The organism is uncultured Bacillus sp. (assembly GCF_958411575.1).
GTDB classification, from domain to species: domain Bacteria; phylum Bacillota; class Bacilli; order Bacillales; family Bacillaceae; genus Bacillus; species Bacillus spizizenii.
On record NZ_CATYRA010000009.1, the window covers coordinates 85,483 to 106,138 of the forward strand.

General features: G+C 41.9%; 21 protein-coding genes and 1 pseudogene. 8 read left to right on the forward strand and 14 right to left on the reverse strand.

Translation table 11 applies throughout. The features are described 5' to 3' along the window. Positions 1–7: 7 nt before the first annotated feature. From Q5C82_RS15355 to htpX, 4 genes are all read right to left on the reverse strand, one after another. Positions 8–178: a hypothetical protein gene (locus Q5C82_RS15355; RefSeq protein ID WP_003218579.1), complete on the reverse strand. Its 171-nt coding sequence runs from the start codon at positions 176–178 to the stop codon at positions 8–10. 2 nt (positions 179–180) lie between these two features. Beyond that, on the reverse strand, positions 181–336 hold the full coding sequence (locus tag Q5C82_RS15360; protein WP_003218577.1) for a hypothetical protein: 156 nt from the start codon (positions 334–336) through the stop codon (positions 181–183). 155 nt (positions 337–491) lie between these two features. Further along, positions 492–1,841 carry a Ktr system potassium transporter KtrD gene (ktrD, locus tag Q5C82_RS15365; protein ID WP_003218575.1) on the reverse strand — a complete coding sequence of 450 codons (1,350 nt, stop codon included), beginning with the start codon at positions 1,839–1,841 and terminating at the stop codon, positions 492–494. Between the two features lie 174 nt (positions 1,842–2,015). Then, positions 2,016–2,912 (reverse strand): protease HtpX, encoded by an 897-nt coding sequence (gene htpX, locus Q5C82_RS15370; RefSeq protein WP_003218573.1) that lies wholly within the window; start codon positions 2,910–2,912, stop codon positions 2,016–2,018. A 169-nt stretch (positions 2,913–3,081) separates the two neighbouring features. Here htpX and htpK point away from each other — a divergent pair, with 169 nt between their 5' ends. Both htpK and sspD read left to right on the forward strand, forming a co-directional pair. Continuing rightward, complete coding sequence (htpK, locus tag Q5C82_RS15375; protein WP_003218571.1) at positions 3,082–3,783, forward strand: transcriptional regulator HtpK; 702 nt, start codon at positions 3,082–3,084, stop codon at positions 3,781–3,783. Positions 3,784–3,914: 131 nt separating this feature from the next. Next, positions 3,915–4,109: an acid-soluble spore protein SspD gene (gene sspD, locus Q5C82_RS15380; protein WP_003218568.1), complete on the forward strand. Its 195-nt coding sequence runs from the start codon at positions 3,915–3,917 to the stop codon at positions 4,107–4,109. A 10-nt stretch (positions 4,110–4,119) separates the two neighbouring features. On the opposite strand, the pseudogene Q5C82_RS15385 reads toward sspD, so the two are convergent. The 4 genes and pseudogenes from Q5C82_RS15385 to Q5C82_RS15400 form a co-directional block, all read right to left on the reverse strand. Then, positions 4,120–5,300: pseudogene (locus tag Q5C82_RS15385) on the reverse strand (anti-sigma factor domain-containing protein). Next, the gene (gene sigI / locus Q5C82_RS15390; RefSeq protein ID WP_003218559.1) at positions 5,297–6,052 is read right to left on the reverse strand and encodes an RNA polymerase sigma factor SigI; all 756 of its coding nucleotides are present in this window, start codon (positions 6,050–6,052) and stop codon (positions 5,297–5,299) included. Before sigI ends, Q5C82_RS15385 begins: the two are co-directional and overlap by 4 nt. Positions 6,053–6,315: 263 nt before the next feature. Beyond that, positions 6,316–7,293, reverse strand: a complete 978-nt coding sequence (locus tag Q5C82_RS15395) for a TerC family protein (RefSeq protein ID WP_003218558.1) — start codon at positions 7,291–7,293, stop codon at positions 6,316–6,318. Between the two features lie 76 nt (positions 7,294–7,369). Then, positions 7,370–8,035, reverse strand: a complete 666-nt coding sequence (locus tag Q5C82_RS15400; protein WP_079996591.1) for a DedA family protein — start codon at positions 8,033–8,035, stop codon at positions 7,370–7,372. Between the two features lie 178 nt (positions 8,036–8,213). On the opposite strand from Q5C82_RS15400, the gene Q5C82_RS15405 reads away from it, so the two are divergent. From Q5C82_RS15405 to Q5C82_RS15415, 3 genes are read left to right on the forward strand one after another with little or no spacing between them, the layout of a single operon-like run. Beyond that, positions 8,214–10,616 carry an EAL domain-containing protein gene (locus Q5C82_RS15405; protein WP_003218555.1) on the forward strand — a complete coding sequence of 801 codons (2,403 nt, stop codon included), beginning with the start codon at positions 8,214–8,216 and terminating at the stop codon, positions 10,614–10,616. Positions 10,617–10,653: 37 nt separating this feature from the next. Further along, on the forward strand, positions 10,654–11,589 hold the full coding sequence (locus tag Q5C82_RS15410; protein WP_079996346.1) for a Ku protein: 936 nt from the start codon (positions 10,654–10,656) through the stop codon (positions 11,587–11,589). A gap of 3 nt (positions 11,590–11,592) precedes the next feature. Beyond that, the gene (locus tag Q5C82_RS15415) at positions 11,593–13,428 is read left to right on the forward strand and encodes a DNA ligase D (RefSeq protein ID WP_003218553.1); all 1,836 of its coding nucleotides are present in this window, start codon (positions 11,593–11,595) and stop codon (positions 13,426–13,428) included. A 142-nt stretch (positions 13,429–13,570) separates the two neighbouring features. On the opposite strand, the gene Q5C82_RS15420 is transcribed toward Q5C82_RS15415, so the two are convergent. Both Q5C82_RS15420 and Q5C82_RS15425 read right to left on the reverse strand, forming a co-directional pair. Then, entirely contained in the window at positions 13,571–14,584 is a 1,014-nt protein-coding gene (locus tag Q5C82_RS15420) for a glycosyltransferase family 2 protein (protein WP_003218552.1), read from the reverse strand. 12 nt (positions 14,585–14,596) lie between these two features. Next, positions 14,597–16,291: a DUF6044 family protein gene (locus tag Q5C82_RS15425; RefSeq protein ID WP_003218551.1), complete on the reverse strand. Its 1,695-nt coding sequence runs from the start codon at positions 16,289–16,291 to the stop codon at positions 14,597–14,599. Between the two features lie 197 nt (positions 16,292–16,488). On the opposite strand from Q5C82_RS15425, the gene Q5C82_RS15430 reads away from it, so the two are divergent. Further along, positions 16,489–17,301 carry a metallophosphoesterase gene (locus Q5C82_RS15430; RefSeq protein ID WP_003218550.1) on the forward strand — a complete coding sequence of 271 codons (813 nt, stop codon included), beginning with the start codon at positions 16,489–16,491 and terminating at the stop codon, positions 17,299–17,301. Positions 17,302–17,328: 27 nt separating this feature from the next. On the opposite strand, the gene Q5C82_RS15435 is transcribed toward Q5C82_RS15430, so the two are convergent. Then, positions 17,329–17,880: a hypothetical protein gene (locus Q5C82_RS15435; protein ID WP_032727336.1), complete on the reverse strand. Its 552-nt coding sequence runs from the start codon at positions 17,878–17,880 to the stop codon at positions 17,329–17,331. Between the two features lie 91 nt (positions 17,881–17,971). Between Q5C82_RS15435 and Q5C82_RS15440 the strand changes: the two genes are divergently transcribed. Further along, positions 17,972–19,066, forward strand: a complete 1,095-nt coding sequence (locus Q5C82_RS15440; RefSeq protein ID WP_003218548.1) for a glycosyl transferase — start codon at positions 17,972–17,974, stop codon at positions 19,064–19,066. 40 nt (positions 19,067–19,106) lie between these two features. Here the strand turns inward: Q5C82_RS15440 and Q5C82_RS15445 are convergent, their stop codons facing one another. The 3 genes from Q5C82_RS15445 to Q5C82_RS15455 all read right to left on the reverse strand — a co-directional run bounded on the left by Q5C82_RS15445 (position 19,107) and on the right by Q5C82_RS15455 (position 20,130). After that, a complete protein-coding gene (locus Q5C82_RS15445) occupies positions 19,107–19,571 on the reverse strand; it encodes a MarR family winged helix-turn-helix transcriptional regulator (RefSeq protein WP_079996345.1) in 465 nt (154 codons plus the stop codon). A gap of 133 nt (positions 19,572–19,704) precedes the next feature. Next, on the reverse strand, positions 19,705–19,887 hold the full coding sequence (locus Q5C82_RS15450; RefSeq protein ID WP_003218546.1) for a hypothetical protein: 183 nt from the start codon (positions 19,885–19,887) through the stop codon (positions 19,705–19,707). 87 nt (positions 19,888–19,974) lie between these two features. Then, positions 19,975–20,130 (reverse strand): hypothetical protein, encoded by a 156-nt coding sequence (locus Q5C82_RS15455; RefSeq protein WP_003218545.1) that lies wholly within the window; start codon positions 20,128–20,130, stop codon positions 19,975–19,977. A gap of 193 nt (positions 20,131–20,323) precedes the next feature. Between Q5C82_RS15455 and tnrA the strand changes: the two genes are divergently transcribed. After that, complete coding sequence (tnrA, locus tag Q5C82_RS15460) at positions 20,324–20,656, forward strand: MerR family transcriptional regulator TnrA (RefSeq protein WP_003218544.1); 333 nt, start codon at positions 20,324–20,326, stop codon at positions 20,654–20,656.

The following is a 20,656-nucleotide window of genomic DNA, read 5'->3' on the forward strand; positions in this document are numbered from 1 at the left end:
GTCTTTTTTATTTTTGTTTTTTCTCTTTTTTCTTTTCAGGCTTTGTGACTTCTAGCATTTCGATGATCTTGCCGGCATTGTAATCCCCAAGTTCACTTGAGAATTCTTCCTCCAGCACTTTCTTATTCATGGGCTTTTTATGATTTTGCATATCTCTGCTATGACGATTTTTCTTCAAAATCACATGCCTCCTTGCTGACCCTGTTTGGAATTGCGGTTTGCACCCCTAAAATTCGGGTTGTCATGATACTGTGTCTTATAAGAATTGGGGTCCATGCTCTCAGTAGGTGTATTGTTATTTTTAATGGCTTCATTCACTTCAGCTTTTCGCTTCATACGAATCCTCCTCGCCAATTTTTCAGACATTTATTTCGCTTAAAGATGCAGGAGCTTTAAACTGCACCTGTTGATGTTAGGTTCTCCAACTGAAACGGCGCCACACATCTTTTTTTTGGCAATCAAAAAACACCGCAAAACATGCGGTGTTTTTTCTATCCGATAATCACTCTTTCCTTCGGATAATGATAATTCGCTTCAATTTCCTTTCTTCCGATCAGATACAGGAAGGTCAGGATACCGATTCGCCCGATAAACATGACAATCATAATGACACATTTTCCAACGTTGCTTAAATCAGCAGTAATTCCAAGTGACAGACCGGTTGTACCGAATGCTGAGCACACTTCAAACAAAAGCTCCAGCAGCGAGTGCTTTTCTGTAATGGTAAGAATGAGTGTCGAGCCAAAAACGAGAAGAATCGCCATCATTGTGACAACAAGCGACTTCATGAGATCAGCAGGATGCAGCTCCCGTTTAAACACCTTGACTGACTTATTGCCGCGGGCAAAATGAAACAGCGCAAGAAGGTTCAGAGCGAAAGTCGTTGTCCGTATGCCTCCCCCTACTGAACTTGGCGACGCTCCGATAAACATCAGCGCGCAAATAAAAAATATTGTAGCATCTGATAATTGGCTGATATCAATAGTTGCCAGCCCCCCGCTTCGGGTTGCCGTTGATTGAAACAGGGACAGAAACAAAATGTCATGCCAGGACTTTCCGGCAAACGTGTGGTTTGCTTCCAGGACATAAATGCCGATAGCCCCAAACAAGACAAGTGAGCCGAACGTGATCGTCGTGATTTTCGTAAAAAGTGTAAACGGATATCTTCGATGCTTTGAAAACAAGAAATCCTTTACTTCAACAAGAACAGGAAATCCAATCGCCCCAAATACAATTAAAAGCATAGTAATAAACTGTACAAAATAATCGTGGCGGAAAGGGATCATCGAATTACCTGTAATATCAAAACCGCCATTTGTGGTTGCGCTGATACTGGCAAAAAATCCGTGTAAATAAGCTTCCTGAAAGGAATCATAGTAGGTTAAGAAATAAGTGCCGAGTATGAGCCCGCCAAAAAATTCAATCCACAAGATCAGAAAAAGAACCTGTTTCATGAGATTGACAATCCCAGAAAACTGGGATTGGTTTTGGTCAACCATAATCAGTTTCCGTTCTTTCAGCCCGATTCGTTTTCCCATGATCAGCCAAATGAATGTTCCGAGCGTCATAATCCCAATTCCGCCAAATTGCAGAACAAATGCCAATATAAAAATGCCTATTGTGCTGAATGTATCAGCTGTATCAACTACCGTCAGCCCCGTTACGCTGACTGAACTGACAGCCGTAAACAGCGCATCAATAAACGTCCAGTCCGCCCCCGGTTTATGTGCCGCTGGCAGACTCAGCAATATAACCGCCACAGTAACTGCAAGAAAATAATATAATGCAATCAGTTGGGCTGGAGATAATGCCTGTATCAATTTTCCAATCTTAAATTTCATGTAAAATTCTTCTGCCTCTCTTTTTAAGTACGGTAATTATTCTAAAGATATTGGACCCATTTTTAAAGGCTTTTACGAAACATTTTCTTAACTTGCTTATTTTTTTATTATTTTAGTCAAAGGATAAAATAAAAAACCTCTGAGGGATTCTCTCAGAGGAACAATGTGCTTGTATTATTTAGCTTCTAACCGTCTGATTCGCTCATCTAAATCAGGGTGAGTAGAGAAAAGCGAAGAACGCTTCTTGCCATTAATCTTTAATGTTTGGACAGCTGTCTGATCGTCTTCCATAATGCGGGAAGAGTAGCTCTTAAGCGTCCGAAGCGCATGAATCATCTTATCCTTGCCGGCAAGATCCGCTCCTCCCCTGTCAGCATGAAATTCGCGATGGCGTGAGTACGCAAACACAACCAGGCTGCCGAGAATGGAAAAGACAATCTGAAAGACAATCACTGCAATAAAATGAACGATCGGTGCAAGATCTTCCTTGACGAAACGGCTCGCAATCCAAGCTGCGATACGCGATAAAAAGACGACAAAGGTATTGACGATACCTTGTAAAAGCGTCATTGTTACCATATCACCATTAGCGATATGCGCGACCTCGTGGGCAAGCACACCTTCAACTGCGGCATCATCCATTTGCTCCAGCAGCCCTGACGACACTGCCACAAGGGAACGGCGTTTTGACGGCCCAGTCGCAAACGCGTTCACTTCAGGTGAACGGTAAATTCCGACTTCCGGCATTTTCGTTAACCCGGCAGAGCGGCTTAATCGGTGAACACGATCAACCAATTGCTGTTCCTCATAGCTGAGCGTGTGTTTTTTCGGATTCAGCACTCTGACACCCATCATCGTCTTTGCCATCCATCTTGACATCGCAAGAGACATAAAGGAACCGACAAAACCAACGACTAAACTGAATACAAGAAGCGCAATTGGATCGATACCGCCATCAGCTGTAAAGTACGTCCCGACTCCGGTAACTGAGCTTAAAACAGACAAAACGATCCCGATTGTTGTAAGAACCAAAATATTCGTTAAAATAAACAGAAAAATTCTTTTCGCCATGACAACCTCCGTTATTTTAAGTTCAAAGGAACCTGTATACTTAAATTATAAATCATCCGTTTGAAAATGCAAGGAATTCGACGTATGATGTTAATGTAATTGCTGACGCTTTAATTTTGAACTCATACATAGACTATATCCGCGTCAAATTGTTTTAAAGAGGTGAACAATGAACATTTTTAAACTCACTCGAACCGATATGGTGCGGCTGCTCTATTCCCTAAAAGGACAAGGCGAAATAAGCCCGCTCGACATTCTCGTCCAATCAGCGAACATGTCAGCGGAAAAAGCAGCCAATCATCTTGAAATTCCTGAATTTCTTACAAGATACGAACGAAAAAAGCAGAGGAAAGAATACGGTCTCTCTACAAACGAAATCGTAGAGCTTGGCAACCTATGCGAGCTGACTTCGTTAAAGTCCACTGCTATTCAAAACTGGGTAAAGCGTGATATTAAGGATTTGATCGGACACCCTGAGCTGGGCAAAAAATACTCTGTTGAACAGGCAGTCATTCTTTTAATTGTACGTGATTTAAAATCCATTTATGACTTTGAACATATACGTGCTATTTTAAAAGTGGCCTTTAACACAATCTCAGACAGATCCGATGATGTCATCAGCCCGATTTCTTACTATGAAAGCTGTGCATATGTGCTTGATGCCGTTCATCACCAAGACACGCCTTCTATGAAAGAATCGAATCTGCAGGAGATCGTCGAACAGGAGACAGAGCGTCTTCGCCACCGTTTTGAAGAACTGAATGACAGCCAATGGCTAAAAATCAGACAAATTATCGCCATTACAGTCCTCTCCATTTTGACCTTCCATATTCAGGCAACCGCACACAAAATGACAGCAGACATTATATAGTCTGCGTCACCCCCGGCTTAGAGGCCGGGGTTTTCTTATTCTCCACAACAATTGCCAGCATAAATAAACCCCGTACATTTCAAACTAAGTACGCGTTAAGAATTTCTATATAGAATAAGGAGATGAAAAAGATGGCGAGCAGAAATAAACTCGTTGTTCCAGGGGTGGAGCAGGCACTAGACCAATTTAAACTCGAAGTGGCTCAAGAATTCGGTGTAAACCTCGGTTCTGATACAGTCGCACGCGCTAACGGCTCTGTAGGCGGGGAAATGACAAAGCGGCTGGTACAGCAAGCACAATCACAATTAAATGGCACAACTAAATAAATTCAGGTCTTCATTCGCCGGGGTCACTCGGCGAATCTTCAGTTTGAGCTGAATGATTATCACTGCTGTACCCGTTTGGATTACGGCGGTCAGAAGCGTTATCCCCGTTTGACGAAGAACGATTCCTGCCTTGTTCACCGTTATTCCAGTTTCTGTGATACTGGCTTTGACCTCTTTCACCATTATTCCAGTTCCTGTGATATTGGCTTTGGCCCTTTTCACCGCTGCTGTCTTCATTTCCTTTATCTTGAGGATCTTGTGTTGGGGTTTGCTCATGATCCCCACCTTTTTCAACATTCGTTTTTTCATCTGATTCCTTTACATTTTTATCTTCACGATCATCAGTCTGTGTATCCGTTGCATCTTCTTTCTGTTCTTCGGAATCCGTATCATCCAGCTGTTCCTTATCTCCTTGCTTGTTGTCCTGGCCGTCTGTTTGGTCAGTGTTTTCATCCTCATTTCCGGCGCTCTTTTGATCCTCTTCCCCGGATTGTTTGCTGGAGTCTTCTTTTGAATCTTCACTATTCTTTTCATTTGATTTGATGTAGCTGCCTGTTGAAACGCCTTTCTTTTTCGCTTTTTCCCTCGTCTGCATATCTGACTCGAGAGATTCCATGCGGTATGTCGTTTTATATTTTTCCGTCACATCATTCAGCTGTTTTTTCACAGCTTTTTTATATGTATTGTCTTCCGTATTTTCATAAACAGTGGAAATCAATATTTCTTTCGATTTCTTTACATACCCGTGCTCACTGCAGTCGGTTATAATATCGTCAATCACCTTTTTAAAATCAGTCTTCTCCCAATCATCTATATCATTCACGACTTTCTTTCCCTCATCATTTAGAGGCGTCAGTTCAATCACTTCGTAATCGCTGTTTAACGCCATTTCAACGCTTGGATTGATATCGATTGTCATATACGCATAAGCCTTATTATTAGAAAAAACGGGGAGAATGATAAAAATAAAAAGCATAATAGCAGTCATCGTAACAATCCCCATTTTAAAAGGGCGCAGTTTTAAAAAATCAAAAAAGCTGGCCCTTCTGCCCATGCGTGATTCACTCGGAAGCATGATTTCTTCTCCGATTTCATAGCTGCGGCGATCATTTTTGGCTTTAAAAATTGTCCGTCAGGGGTCAGCAACGTGACGAATTTTCTATTTTTCTCTACTATAATCCCTCTTCTCATGAGTGCAGCACCCCTTTAAGATAATCTTTTAAATAAATATAATCACCCGTAATGATAATACACATCGCAATAATATATTTTCTGTTTCTCTCAATCGTTTTTCGGCTTACAGAGACAAGCTGTTCTAGCTGTTTCACCGGAAGCTGTTTCTTTGTATACAGGATAGCGGCTAATTCTTCATGTTCAACAAGGGTCATTGCCACCTTTATGGCGTTTTGCCTAGCGTCCGCATGCTTTGGAGAGTTTTCAAGCAGTTCTTTAAACGATAAACCATAATCTTTGAGCTGCTTTTGAAAATAGAGGATTTCCTCCCGCCTCTGCTCCTGCTCAATCTGACGGCGGTATTCATCAATGGAAAGCTCGGCTTCAATCAGGCTTTGTGATGACTCCTGATCGTCTCCTTCCTGTAAATCGATATTTATATTTTGTGCGCTTCTGGCTTCTTTTCTGATGTAATCAATGACTTTTCTTTTTATTATTAGCTCAGCAAATGCGAGCAGAGAATTGCCTTTTTCAGGTGAGTATTTTTCAATAGCTTCATTAAACGCGATCAGTCCGATGCTGAACTCATCGTCTTTTTCATCTATATATCGTTTACAAACGGATGAAACCGTCTTTGCGATAAATGGCTTATATTGCTGTATTAATTCATTTTGAAGATCTTTATTGCCTTTTTGTATACTTTCAACAGTTTTTTCAAGCGTTTGCTTCTTTTTTCCCAATTTAAACAAAAGGCTAAGCACTGGTTTCACCTCAGTTCCTCCCTATAACTACTCATTAATGATAGCTAATTTGATAGGGATTCGCAAAGGAGAAAAAGAAATATTGATTTCCAATGTCTCAATTGTGACAAACCATTCTGACGTACTATACATGATTTCGTGCCTTTCTAGAGAATTAAGGGGGTTTTATACGTGTTTTTTGTAACAAAGCTGTTATAAAAATGTTATTTTATTTCGTTCATGAAAACGTTTTAAACATGAAAAGACTCTGCTTTTTAAGCAGAGTCTTCAGATTACGCCCGTTCCCGGCTGCTGTTTTTTTGTTCGTTTTGTGCACCCTCCGGCTGTTTTTTTCCACCTGACATGAACCAGCCGCAAACCGCGATTGCCGCTAAGACACTCCAGAAGATGAGCTTCCATGTTCCAGAATGGATAAAGTGTTCAGAAACAACCGCTATGTCTTGATGGGCAAGCGTATATAAAGCAAGCTTCACTCCGACCCAGCCGACAATCACAAAGGCCGCTGTTTCTAGGCTTGGACGTTCCTTTAATAACTTAACAAACATTGAAGCTGCAAACCGCATAATCACCAGGCCGATAATACCTCCGGCCAAAATGACGATAAATTGTCCTCCGTCAAGTCCGCCGATCTTCGGAAGCGATGTTCCAGGAAGCGTAACCGCCAACGCGACTGCCGCTAAGATGGAATCAACCGCAAACGCGATATCTGCCAATTCAACTTTTAAAACAGTTGGCCAAAAACCGCTTTGCTTTGTCTCTTTATGCGTGTCTTCTTTCTTAAATACATATCTTTTCAATAAATGGCTTGCTGAGATATACAGCAAGTAGATCGCGCCAATCGCTTGAACCTGCCAAACGTTGACTAAAAAAGAAATCGCGAATAAAGAGCCAAACCGCAGAACAAAAGCTCCTGCCAACCCGTAAAATAACGCCTTTTTTCGTTTTTCCTCCGGCAAATGTTTTACCATTACCGCCATAACCAGCGCGTTATCGGCGGCTAAAATCCCTTCCAGCCCGATCAAGACGAGAAGAACCCAACCATACTCTAATAATAATGCTGCATCCATAAATGATACCCTCCCAAAAAAGTTGTTTTCTTTCTCTTCATCCGATCTTATGCCGGCCGGACCATGCAAAAAAGACCTTTGCCGACATAAGGCAAAGGTCTTGCTAGACATGAATTCAGGCATGCCAACAAAGCCGATGGATATCGCAATCCATGAAATGACGACTTTGTTTCCGGAAAACATTCCGGACGCTACTCCCCTTTGGGATTTCAAGAAATATGATATTATACGTCAATGATATGCGCAGCGCGATACTTTGTCAACGTTTATTTTTAAAAAATACAGATAATTGTTCTGAATGGGTGCGTTTCTTCCTCTTTTTTATCAGCAAATAGAGCAGGAACAATGCCAAAATCGCTATCCCGATTGGAAGCATATATTGATCGAGAATAGAGCCAACTTCCTTCCAATTTTCACCGAGCTTCACACCGAGATAAACATATACAAATGTAATCGGCAGCATGGCGATGAACGTATAAAACGAAAACACCCAAACGTTCATTTTTGCTATTCCGCACGGTATGGAGATCAATGTCCGGATGCCTGGCAAGAAACGGCCGCTGAAGGCTACAAATCCCCCATGCTTTTTGAAAAATTCATCCGACTTATCAAGCGCTTCAGGCTTAATAAAGAGATACTTCCCGAAACGTTCAAGAAACGGCCTTCCTCCGTACCGGCCTATCCAATACAGCGTAAGCGGGCCGGCCACTCCTCCAAGAGATCCTGCCAAAACAGCGCCAAAAAGTGTCATATCACCTTTAGATACCCAATAGCCCGCAAGCGGCAGGACGATTTCAGCAGGGATAAACTCAATACAGAGCGCTAGAAATATTCCAAAATAAGATAAGCTTTTAAATGCTTCTATCCATGACATAACCAGCTCTTCGATAGCCATCACTTCCCCTTTTTCATACTTATGTATAATGCATTTTGTTTTTTCGGCAAACGTCAACATGATTTTAACACATTTTTCAGGGTCAGCTGAACTAATAATAGATCTTACCGTATTTCTATGGTCTTAAAGGCTGAAACTCTGCGGCTAAGCAGCCGATAATAATGAGAGTCAACAAGACTGGAACACATGACACGGGGGGAATCTCCATTTGGAAATACACGTTACTTATAATACAACGCTCATATGTTTATCTATTCTTATTGCCTGTGCCGCATCGTACATTTCCCTTGAACTGTCAAGGAAAGTCACTATCAATACAGGCTTAAAAAGCATAGTTTGGCTGATCGGCGGCTCACTTATAATGGGATTCGGTATTTGGTCAATGCATTTTGTTGGGATGATGGCCGTCCATATGGAGATGCCGATGCAATATGAATTCATGCCTTTAATTGCATCCATTGGCGCAGCTGTTTCCGGATCATTTGTGTCATTATATTTTGTCAGCCGGAACATTCTTACATATTACAGACTGCTTACTGGATCAGTTGTGCTTGGCGCATCTATAGCATCTATGCACTATATCGGAATGTCTTCCATTTCCCGGGTAATGATTATGTACGAACCGATTCTTTTTACATTTTCCATTATCATTGCGATTGCGGCATCTTTCGTCTCGTTAAAAATATTCTTTGACCTGGCCTTAAAAAAACATTCTGATCATCTTATGTTTTATAAAGTCATCAGTTCGATTGTAATGGGTATTGGGATTTCAGGCATGCACTATACAGGGATGCTTGCGGCATCTTTCCACGAGGACATGGGACCGCCCGGAAGCCATATGGAGGTGCAAACGTTTCATTGGTCGATTTTTGTTACGTTAATCGTTTTCTGTATACAAACGCTATTATTATTCAGTTCCCATGCGGACCGAAAGTTTATTAAACAGAGCGAACGCATAAAGGATAACGAACAGAGGTTTCAGTCTTTAATCGTCCACAATATTGACGCGATTTTTATTTTGTCATTAGATGGAGACATTATATCGTCCAATCATGCTGGTGAAGACATGATCAGAAAATTTGGCTTTAGCATGCACGATTGGAGACACTATACATCAAAGAAGATTAATCGCCTTTTTGATCAAGTCAAAAAAGAAAAACAGGCCATTAACAGTGATAGCGATCTTATCACTGAAAAAGGCCAGTTTCACTTAAATATTACGCTTATACCCGTTGAGGTCAATCAAGAGCTGGACAGCATTTATGTCATTTGCAAGGACATGACAAAGCAGTACAGGGCAGAAAAAGAAATCCATAGAATGGCTCATTACGATTCACTTACAGATTTACCCAACAGACGGCATGCCATTTCGCACTTAACAGCGGTGATGAATCGCGAGCATACTTTGAACAACAGCACAGTTGTATTCTTTCTGGACTTAAACCGGTTTAAAGTGATTAACGATGCATTAGGACATAATGTCGGCGATCAGCTGCTTCAGCTGGCAGGTAGACGTCTGTCATCTGTTGTCCCTGATAATGGATTTATCGCCCGTCTTGGTGGTGATGAATTTATTATTATTTTAACGGATGCCAATACCAGCACAGGAGAAGCAGATGTTTTAGCAAGAAAAATTATCCAAAAATTCAAAAAACCTTTTAAGATCCAGGATCACACGCTTATCACATCTGTCAGTATCGGGATTGCGATATCACCGAAAGACGGGACGGACGGTCTTGAATTGATGAAAAAGGCTGATATGGCGATGTATGCCGCTAAAGAACGAAACAAAAGCAAATACAGATACTATTCTTTTTCGATCGGCAACAAAGAAACCGTTAAGCTTAACCAAGAAATGGTACTAAGAGAAGCAATCGAAAACAATAGATTTGTCTTGCATTATCAGCCGCAATTTAGTGCAAAAAATCAAAAAATGACAGGGGCAGAAGCGCTGATACGCCTTGTCACCCCCGACGGGCAGCTGTGTCCGCCCGGAGAATTCATCGGTGTTGCTGAAGAAACCGGTCTCATTATTGATATCGGAAAGTGGATTGTAGATGAAGCATGCAAGCAGGCAAGGGTTTGGTATGACAAAGGCTATGACCTTTCTGTCGCCATTAATATTTCCGCAAGACAATTTCAATCTGAAGATCTGATCCCCCTGATCAAGAACGCGCTTGACAAATACCAGCTCCCTCCGCAGCTTCTTGAAGTGGAAGTGACAGAAAGCATGACAATGGACAATCTCGATCACTCCAAGAAGGTTTTATCATCTTTAACAGAATTAGGCATCAGAATCAGCATTGACGATTTCGGAACGGGACACAGCTCTCTTAGCTATTTGAAGGACTTTCCGATTCACAGGCTGAAAATCGACAAATCATTTATCGACGATATTCAGACCCATCCGAAATCAGAGCAAATTACCGGGGCCATTATTGCTATGGGACATCAGCTGTCTTTGCAGGTGATTGCTGAAGGCGTGGAAAATTCAGCTCAAAAACAGCTTCTTTACGAAAAAGGCTGTGACCATTTACAGGGCTTCTTTTTCAGCAGGCCGATACCGCCGGAACAACTCGAACAATTAATTATTGAACAGCCGTCGCAATAACAGCGACGGCTGTTTTTTCACCCATAAGTTACTACACATGAATCGTACTCCCCCTCTTCACACTAAAGAAAAAAAGGGGTTTATCGATATGCATACAATGTGGAAGGGATCAATCAGTTTCGGATTAGTAAACATCCCCATCAAGCTCTATGCGGCCACAGAAGATAAAGACATTAAGCTGCGCAGCCTTCATAAAGAGGATCACGCGCCAATCAAATACGAAAAGATTTGCACGAATTGCGAAAAAACACTCGGTCCTGATGAAATTGTAAAGGGATATGAATATGTAAAAGGAAAATATGTGGTGCTGACGGACGAAGATTTAAAAAGTTTAAAGCAGGAGCATGAGGAGAAAGCGGTTGAGATTGTTGATTTTGTTCAGCTTCAGGAAATTGACCCGATTTATTTTAACCGCTCCTACTTTGTCGGACCCGGGGATAACGGCACGAAAGCTTATACCCTGTTGCGTGAGGCGCTGCGCTCAACCGGAAAGATCGGCATCGCCAATATGACAATCAGGTCGAAGCAGCAGCTGGCCATTCTCCGCGTTTATGAAAATTGTATCGTGATGGAGTCTATCCATTATCCGGATGAGGTGAGAAGCGCTGCTCATGTCCCAGGTGTACCGGATCAATCGAATGTAAACGAGAAGGAACTGCAAACCGCTATCACATTAATAGATGAGCTGACGGCTGAGTTTGAGCCGGAGAAATATGAGGACACGTACCGGCACGCCCTGCTGCAAAGAGTCAACGACAAGCTTGAAAATAAAGAAACAGCCGTTACTCCTGATAAAGCGCCTCCTCGTGAAGATGTCATTGACCTGGTCAGCGCCCTGCAAGCCAGCATCGACCGCACCAGAAAGCCGAACCGGGAAACCCCGGCAGCCGCACCAGCACAAGCCGCGGAACCGAAAGGAGCCGGAGATAAAAAACAAAAAACAACTAGAAAAAAAGCCTCCGGCACGTCATAGCCCATGGCGTTAACCATGCAGCCAGTCCTTACTTCATCACCGCCAATAGGAGCAGAATGGCGCTACGAAGTAAAATATGACGGGTACCGCTGTATTCTCCGCATCCATTCAGAAGGTGTGACCTTAACCAGCAGAAATGGCTTGGAGCTTACCAGCACCTTTCCTGAAATCACGCAATTCGCCAAAACCGCCTTTCAGCATATGGAAAAAGATCTTCCTCTGACACTTGATGGCGAAATCGTATGTTTGGTGAACCCTTGCCGTTCAGATTTTGAACACATTCAGGTGCGGGGACGTTTGAAAAGACCAGATAAGATTCAGGAATCGGCAAATGCGCGTCCGTGTTGCTTTCTCGCCTTTGATCTGCTAGAGCGCCGCGGAGAAGATATATCGTCTCTTTCGTATCTGGACCGGAAAAAATCGCTGTACGATCTCATGTCTGCGGCAAAGTTTCCTGCGTCTCCAGACCCTTATGCTAAGGAAACGATTCAGTATGTCCCCTGCTATGATTATTTTGATCCGCTTTGGGAAATGGTTACGAAATATGACGGAGAAGGAATCGTAGCGAAGAAAACAAACAGCAAATGGCTTGAAAGAAAGCGGTCGTCCGATTGGCTCAAATATAAAAACTTTAAACAAGCTTATGTTTGTATAACAGGGTTTAACCCAAACAATGGATTTCTGACGGTGTCTGTGTTAAAAAACGGCGTAATGACACCGATTGCCTCTGTCTCACACGGAATGCGTGATGAGGAAAAAAACGCCATACGTGAGATTATGGAACAGCACGGGCATAAAACATCTTCAGGGGAATTTACGCTTGAACCATCAATTTGTGCAACCGTTCAATACTTAACGATTCTCCAAGGCACATTGAGAGAGGTATCTTTTGTCGGTTTTGAATTCCATATGGACTGGACCGAATGCACATATGCGCAAGTCATACGCCACTCCAAAACGGTCCATCCAAAGCTTCAGTTCACAAGCCTGGATAAAATCATATTTGAAAAGAATAAAAAAACGAAAGAAGATTTTATTCAGTACACGATTGAAGTCAGTGACTACCTGTTCCCATTTCTGAAAAACCGTGCTGTCACCGTCATCCGCTATCCGCATGGATCAAGGAGCGAATCGTTTTTCCAAAAAAACAAACCGGACTATGCGCCGGATTTTGTTCAATCTTTCTATGACGGTAGCCATGAACATATTGTCTGCGAGGATATGTCCACTTTATTATGGCTTGCCAACCAGCTTGCTTTGGAGTTTCATGTCCCTTTTCAAACCATTCAAAGCAGGCGTCCGGCTGAGATTGTTATTGATTTGGACCCACCTTCACGAGACGACTTTCTCATGGCTGTGCAGGCTGCGAATGAGCTGAAGCGGCTGTTTGACTCCTTCGGCATCACATCGTTTCCGAAGCTGTCCGGCAATAAGGGCATCCAGCTTTATATTCCCTTGTCCCCTGAGGCATTTACGTATGAAGAAACACGCCAGTTTACACAGCTGATCGCTGAGTACTGCACCAATGCATTTCCCGAGCTATTTACTACTGAACGCTTGATTAAAAACAGGCACGGCAAATTGTATCTTGATTATTTGCAGCATGCAGAAGGAAAAACGATTATTTGTCCTTATTCGACAAGAGGAAATGACCTTGGAACTGTCGCGGCACCGCTCTATTGGCACGAGGTACAGCCCTCCTTAACACCCGCTATGTTTACGATTGATACTGTAGTTGATCGGATTAAGAAACAGGGCTGCCCATTTTTTGATTTTTACCGCAACCCGCAAGATGAACCTCTTAACGCCATTTTACATCAGTTGAAGAAAAAGAGCTGACTTTCATCAGATGTGACGGAGGTGGCGTTCAGGCAGGACACCTGAGTCATTAGCCATCTATCATTCAAGTACGTGAGTAGTCAAAAGCAAAGCTTGTCGGGCACGCTGAAAGAGCTGACGAATGAAGTCAGCTCTTTCCCATTCAACTGTACTTTTTTTCTAACCGCTCTTTTTCCTGACGCTGGAGCGGGCTTAGCGGCTCATTATATAAATCGATATCAATCGCATATTTCGGCCGTCTTTTCACCTCAGAAAAAATCGTTCCAATATACTCTCCGATGATCCCGATTCCCATTAATTGCAGCCCGCCCAAAAACCAAATGGAAATGATGAGCGACGCCCAGCCTGCATTTGTATGGCCTAGCAGTTTTTGTATAAATGCTCCAACTCCTGCCACAGTGCTGAAGAAAAATAAAATAAAACCTAAAAGCGTAAAGAATCGAATCGGCGCGACACTGAATGATGTAATCCCGTTAAAAGCGAATGATAGCATTTTTTTCAGCGGATATTTCGTTTTGCCGGCAAAGCGTTCCTTACGGTCATACAAGACTTCGGCTGATCTAAAGCCGATCATGGGAACAATGCCTCTTAAAAACAGATTCGCTTCCGGATAACGAGCGAGCTCTTCAAGCGATCTTTTATTCATTAAACGAAAATCAGCGTGATTATAAATTAATTTAATCCCAAGCTTATTCATGAGGCGATAAAATCCTAAAGCAGTCGTGCGTTTAAAAAAGGTATCAGTTTTTCTGCTGCGGCGGACACCGTAAACGATTTCGCAGCCCTCATGATATTTCAGCATAAAATCCCGGATCACAGAGATGTCGTCCTGAAGATCAGCATCAATCGAAATGACGCAGTCTGACCTGTTCTTCGCTTTATGCAGCCCGGCTAAAAGCGCTCTTTGGTGTCCGACATTGCAGGCTAATTTTAAGCCCGTCACCTTCTTGTTTCTTATGCTCTCCATAGCAATCAAGGCCCAGGTGCGGTCTTTGCTGCCATCATCGACGAACAGAATTTTACTGTCTTCACCGATTAACTTCTCTTCAATTAAGCTGTCTACAACCTCTGTCAGCTGACGGCTTGTCTCTTGAAACACTTCCTCTTCATTGAAACACGGAACGACGATGGTTAATACTGGCTGTGACTGTTTCAATCGATATCCTCCTTATCTTGTTTCATATAAATAAATGCGCCAGGCAGAATCTTTATGGTCAAACGTCTTAACGAGCGCAAGATGGTTTTGATCAGCATTCTTGATCGGAACTGAAGAAAAAATATAACGCCCGCCCATTTTTTTAAATACATCTGTATTTAATTGAAGATTGTTAATCGTTTTCTTCGAGTTCTTTTTGAAATCATATCGTTTACCGAGTTCATCAACGAAAAGATAGCAGCGGCTGCCCCATTCATCAAAATATTGTTTCAGCCGAGCGTTTTTTTCCAGCTCTTTTTCAATGATTTTCCTAAATTCATATTTATAAGAGAGCGGGTACAGATTGTTATACGTATCTAACGTGTAAAACCCGTTATATTGGGCGATAGACGGATGCAGTCCGATGCTTGCCACCCTGTACGAATCTTGAGGACGCCCGATATATTCCTTAATCTCTTTGAATTGCTCGGATGCATAAAACTCCCGGAATGTCGGCGCATTGTAGTGAACGCCATACGTATATTCTTCATTAAAAGGCGCCAACACCATCAGCTGAGCAGCAACCGCAGCATATACAAGCCATTTCCATCCTCTGCCCATCCGCCAAATAAGATATAAAGCAAGCGCAAAGCTTACGTATATGACAAGCGGCCGCAGAAAATGAAAACGGGCAAAATTAAATTCAGCTAAAAAGGCAAATTTCTGCTTCGGCACCGCCCATATTTTGTTGAACCAAAATGCATACCATAATGACAGTCCGTAATTAAGCACACATAAAAACAGATAAACATTTTCTAACTTTGTCCGGTTTCGCTTGAACAGCACAGCTGCAAATACGAGCAGCAGGATCGGGAGGATGACAACAGTGTGAACGGTCATCACGTGATTATGCCCGTAGACAAAGTTTTTTACGGATAGACGAAGAGAATGCCAAACGTCATGCCTGGATGAGATAAATTCAATCCGATGCATTGGTGCGTGTGAGAACAGCATCGAATAGACGAGCCGATACTCTACGAAAAGATAAATACTTGTCATAAATGCAATACTGCCTAAGAACATCAAATTCCATCTTCTTTTTGTAATAGCATCATACAGCCAAAAGCATGCCATCCCTGCCAAGAAAAAGAAGAAGCCTAATACAAAGCTTGAATATAAAGGAAGCAAACCGAGCGTCAGCCACTCTTTCCAAGAGCTATCCCCTTTTCGGATATTTAAAAAAGCCCACAGTGCCAAAGGATATCCAAGCGTACTCAGCATTCCCGAAGGCCAAAAAGGTGTTAAGGCAAATGCCAGCGATACGCCAATTCGGATGAAAGCCGCTTTTGGCTCCTGAATTACATGTTTCTTCAGCAGCACATACATTCCAAAAAAAGCGACAACCCTTGTAATCGTCTGGCTTACTGCATAGGCGGTCATGGAAGAAAAGAAAGCGTGCAGCCAAACAATTCCGCTCAACTCAGTGCCAAAGGCGTCCCGCGGCAGCCCGTTAATGATTTGCGGAATGGCCGCGTCCACCCTGCCGATGATTTCTCCGCTATCTGCCAGCACCTTGTACCAAGCGATATTGGAATCTAAATTGTCGTGGACGCGAATATGGGCATCTTCCTTTAAAATAAAGAGCGGGGATACATACAGCAAAAGGAGAAATAATGCGATCCAGAGATAATATGTTTCTTTTTTGTGTTGTCTCATTAATCGTAACATCGCTTACACATCCATCTGTTATTCTGACACCGTATCCGGCATGTTCTGCCTCATGTGTCAAAATTTATTATCCCTTTTCCTTTCCAAAACATTCATCAGATGACAATCCGTTTTTCAACCTGTCTCTTACCCATTAATTCCCGCTATCCATAAGGCTCGATTACTTACTATACTGATAGGAGGGGAGGGGATATATTTTGTTTACAATCTTACTTTCATTGGCCATACTCGTGTCTGTGCCATTTATATATAGAGCGAATCGCAATACAAAAGATGTAAAGGTCAACACCATTTCAATCGATCAAAAAGACGGCCTTTCAGCCAGAAAAAAATTAAATATCCTTCATTTATCAGATCTTCACTTAGAAAACATTTCTGTTTCACCTGAAGAACTGTATCATTTAACAAAAGATCAGTCTGTGGACATCATCGCCCTTACCGGGGATTTTCTAGATCGGAAACGTAATATTCCGAAGCTGGCAGGTTACTTGAACGCACTGCAAAAGCTGAATCCAGCATATGGAATGTATGCGGTTTTCGGTAACCACGATTATGTATTGAAAGAAAAGGACTTTCAGAGATTGAAGCATGTTTTAGAGGAAAACGGCTGTATCACACTGCAAAATGAACATGTTCAAATCGAGACGGCTGCAGGGCCTGTCAATATTATCGGCATTGATGATTACAGCACGAATCGCAGTAATATTACCGGCTCTTATCAAAATCTAGAAAACGGATACCATCTTGTATTGACACACGACCCAAACATTATTCTGGATATGAAAGATGTTCATTATGATTACCTGCTTTCAGGCCATTTTCACGGCGGGCAAATTCACTGGCCAAAACCGTACCATTTGGCGAAAATGGGCAAACTTGTGCGCATGAACATGGTTAAAGGCCTTCATTATCACCATGATAAACCGTTTTATATCAGCGAAGGCTTAGGACAAACCGGTGTAAATATCCGTGTCGGCAGCCGCCCTGAAGTGACATTTCATCAGATATAATCAAAAAAGACTGTGCTGACCAAGGCATCAGTCTTTTTTTTGATAGGTTTTCTGCAGCTTTTCTTTCGAAATAAACAAATAGGATGTATTCGGTAAATGCCGCAAGCTCACCTGCTTTGAAGTGAGATAAAAAATGGGTATATGCGTGATCTTTTTAAAGCACCTGTAAAAAGGGTTGACCGGGGTGACCACATCAAAACCGAGCCTTTCCACACCTTTGTCAAGCATGGTAATGCCCACAATCCCTTTAATTTTTTCACTTTTTTTATGATTATTAATGTAATCCACGAGAATCGGCATCGATTGGTATACTTTTTGATAGATAATGAGCCCCTTTCTGACTGCGCTCTCTATGCTATACAGCTCCCTAACCAGCTTAATGTTGTGCAGGTGGATTTTAACGAGCACATCATTTTTTCTTATATGCGTTCCGTCACTCAGTACGACATGATGTCCTTTGTACTTCGTCAACCTCACTCGAAAGACGCTTTTTCGATCTTTGTCAATCAAGGTCAGTCTTGAAAAAAAGAAATAAATCGGGTCAACCACTCTCCAAATAGAAAGGAAACAGGTTTTCATCTCTTCACCTTCCTTATAATCAAAAACACCCTTATATTTTGTGAACGTTCTCCCCAAAATATAGTTGCCATATTTTTTAAGGAGGACCATCATGAAAAACATTCTCATTTTTCCTTTTTTAAGCATATCCACCGGCCATCACCATGTTGCAGATGCCCTGCAGGCTGAACTGGAGTCCCAAGGGCTGGCAGCAGAGAAAATTGATATCTTTTCACATACGTATAGACGGTTAGAAAAATTGTCCTCTGAGGCGTATTTAAAATGGATTCAATATTTCCCGAAAACGTACAGTGGCATTTACAGGCTCCTCGCCTGCGGAAAATATCAAAATGACAAACGCTATGCCATGTACGAATGGCTGTTCACACAACAAATGAGACACATCCTAAAAGAGAAACAGCCTGATATCGCCTTCTGCACACACGCACTGCCTTCTTATCTGTTGAACCGGCTAAAACTGGAATATCCGAATATGAAGGTTGTGAATGTATATACTGATTTTTTTGTGAATCAGTTATGGGGGCGGGAGAATATTGATTACCATTTTGTGCCGATCATGGATGTCAAGAAGCAGCTCTTGTCTGAAGGAATCGATCAGAAAAACATATACTTGACCGGCATCCCCGTTCACCGGATGTTTGAAATGGAATCAGCAGACACCTGTCAGCATCATCCGCCATTTACCATCATCATCACAGGCGGCAGCATGGGGGTCGGAGGTATTTTAAAATGGGTTCAGGATCTGTCGCCAGGCGGAAACATCTTATACAAAATATTATGCGGCAGGAACAAAAAGCTCTACTGCTATGTCAAAAGTTTACGCCACCCTTTTATTGAGGCGATTCCCTACCTTCACAGCAAAGCAGAGATGAATCGTTTATACGATCAAGCGGCAGGCATCATGACAAAACCCGGAGGCGTGACCATCAGCGAATGCTTACAGAAACGGCTTCCGGTATTTATTTATCATGCGCTGCCGGGACAGGAGGAAATGAATTTGAACCTTCTAAAGGAACGAAGGCTTGTCACAGATATGAGAAACTGGGACATGCAGAAAGCAGAGGAGCGTATTGCGGCATTTTTTCAATCAAATGAACAGATGAAAGAATATGAAAAACGTGTCAATGGCTATCTTGGCGAAATATCTGACCGGAAGATTGCAGATGTTTTAAAAAGAATGATATGAAATAAAAAAAACACTCCCTGAAACAGAGAGTGTAGAATAGTTAACGAAACAGCAAATGCTGGCTGTGAATGCCTGCTTTCTTCAGCAGGAGGATCAGCTGGTCCTGTTCATCAGGCGAAAGGCCTGAAAACGCTCTCGCAATACGCAGTGCATGAATCGGATAAATTTTATCCAAATACTCATTTCCCTTGTCAGTTAAATGCGCGTAAACGGAGCGTTTATCTTTCGGATCCTGCTCCCTTACTAAAAATCCGTTTCTTTCTAATTTGTCAATGACATATGTGACGTTTCCGCTCACAAGCAGAAGTCTCGACCCAATTTGCTGTAATTTTTGCGGGCCTCTTGTGTACAGGAGCTCTAGTACAGCAAATTCAGTGGGATTAAAGCCGTGCTCTTTGCTGTCACGTATACTATGTTCAGAGACACTTTTGAAAGCCCTTGCAAAAACTCTGTACAAATTCATCGCACGCTCAACTTCTTCTTCGTTAAACGATAATCTCATCATATCTACCTCGTATATAGGATTTTTATAAAAAAATAATGAAAACCCTTACATATAATAAGAGTTCAGTCCCTTACTATACGTATTCGCTATAATTCGAGAAATTCCTTCTGAAAGCAAAAAAAATCCTTATACATTATCTTGTATAAGGATATTTTTTGTGATTTTGAATGCTGCGAAAGAAATAAGCATATTCCTTCCGAAGCTCAGAAATCGTCATCTTGTTCATGACTTCTTTATTATAAACTCCAATTTGACAGAGTTTTTCAGAATAATGGCTTCGTTCTTTTTCTAAAGCAGATTTCAATAAATTACTCATAGCGTCCTCCTTCATTTTGAGGTATCCTATACACAGAATACGCTTTTTAAATGAATGTGGTATGAATCTAATGTAAAGAATTTATGTCTACGAAGATTTTCGGTAAAGTCCGTTTTGAACCGATCTTAATAATTGAAAAGCATGTTCTCCGGCAAGCTGCATAAACGTCTCCAACATTTCATCACGCTTGATATCCAACTCTATAATTTCTTTTGCCAGCGAGACCGCTTTTTCTTCCTCCATGATTATCCTTCCTCCTCAGTTATTCGTTACATAAAGGATAAAACGCGATTGTGTGTTACGCATTATTCTTGTTAATTTTTCTTCCGTGTTTTTTCAAAAATCTTCTATTTGATGTTAGAAAATATGACAAGCGTCAGGTTTTTTCGTTTTGTTTTTTATATACTATTATCAAAAGAAATCCAGGGGTGGAAAAATGGCCACAGAAGATCATTCTTATAAAGACAAAAAAGTGATTTCAATCGGAATTGTGAGTGAATTGACAGGATTGTCCGTAAGACAGATCAGGTATTATGAGGAACGAAAGCTCATTTACCCGCAGCGTTCTTCAAGGGGAACGAGAAAATATTCTTTTGCAGATGTGGAGCGGCTGATGGATATTGCCAATAAGCGTGAAGACGGCGTACAGACGGCAGAGATTTTAAAGGATATGCGCAAAAAAGAGCAAATGTTAAAAAACGATCCGCAAGTGCGGAAAAAAATGCTGGAGGGGCAGCTTAATGCTCACTTTCGGTATAAAAACCGTTAA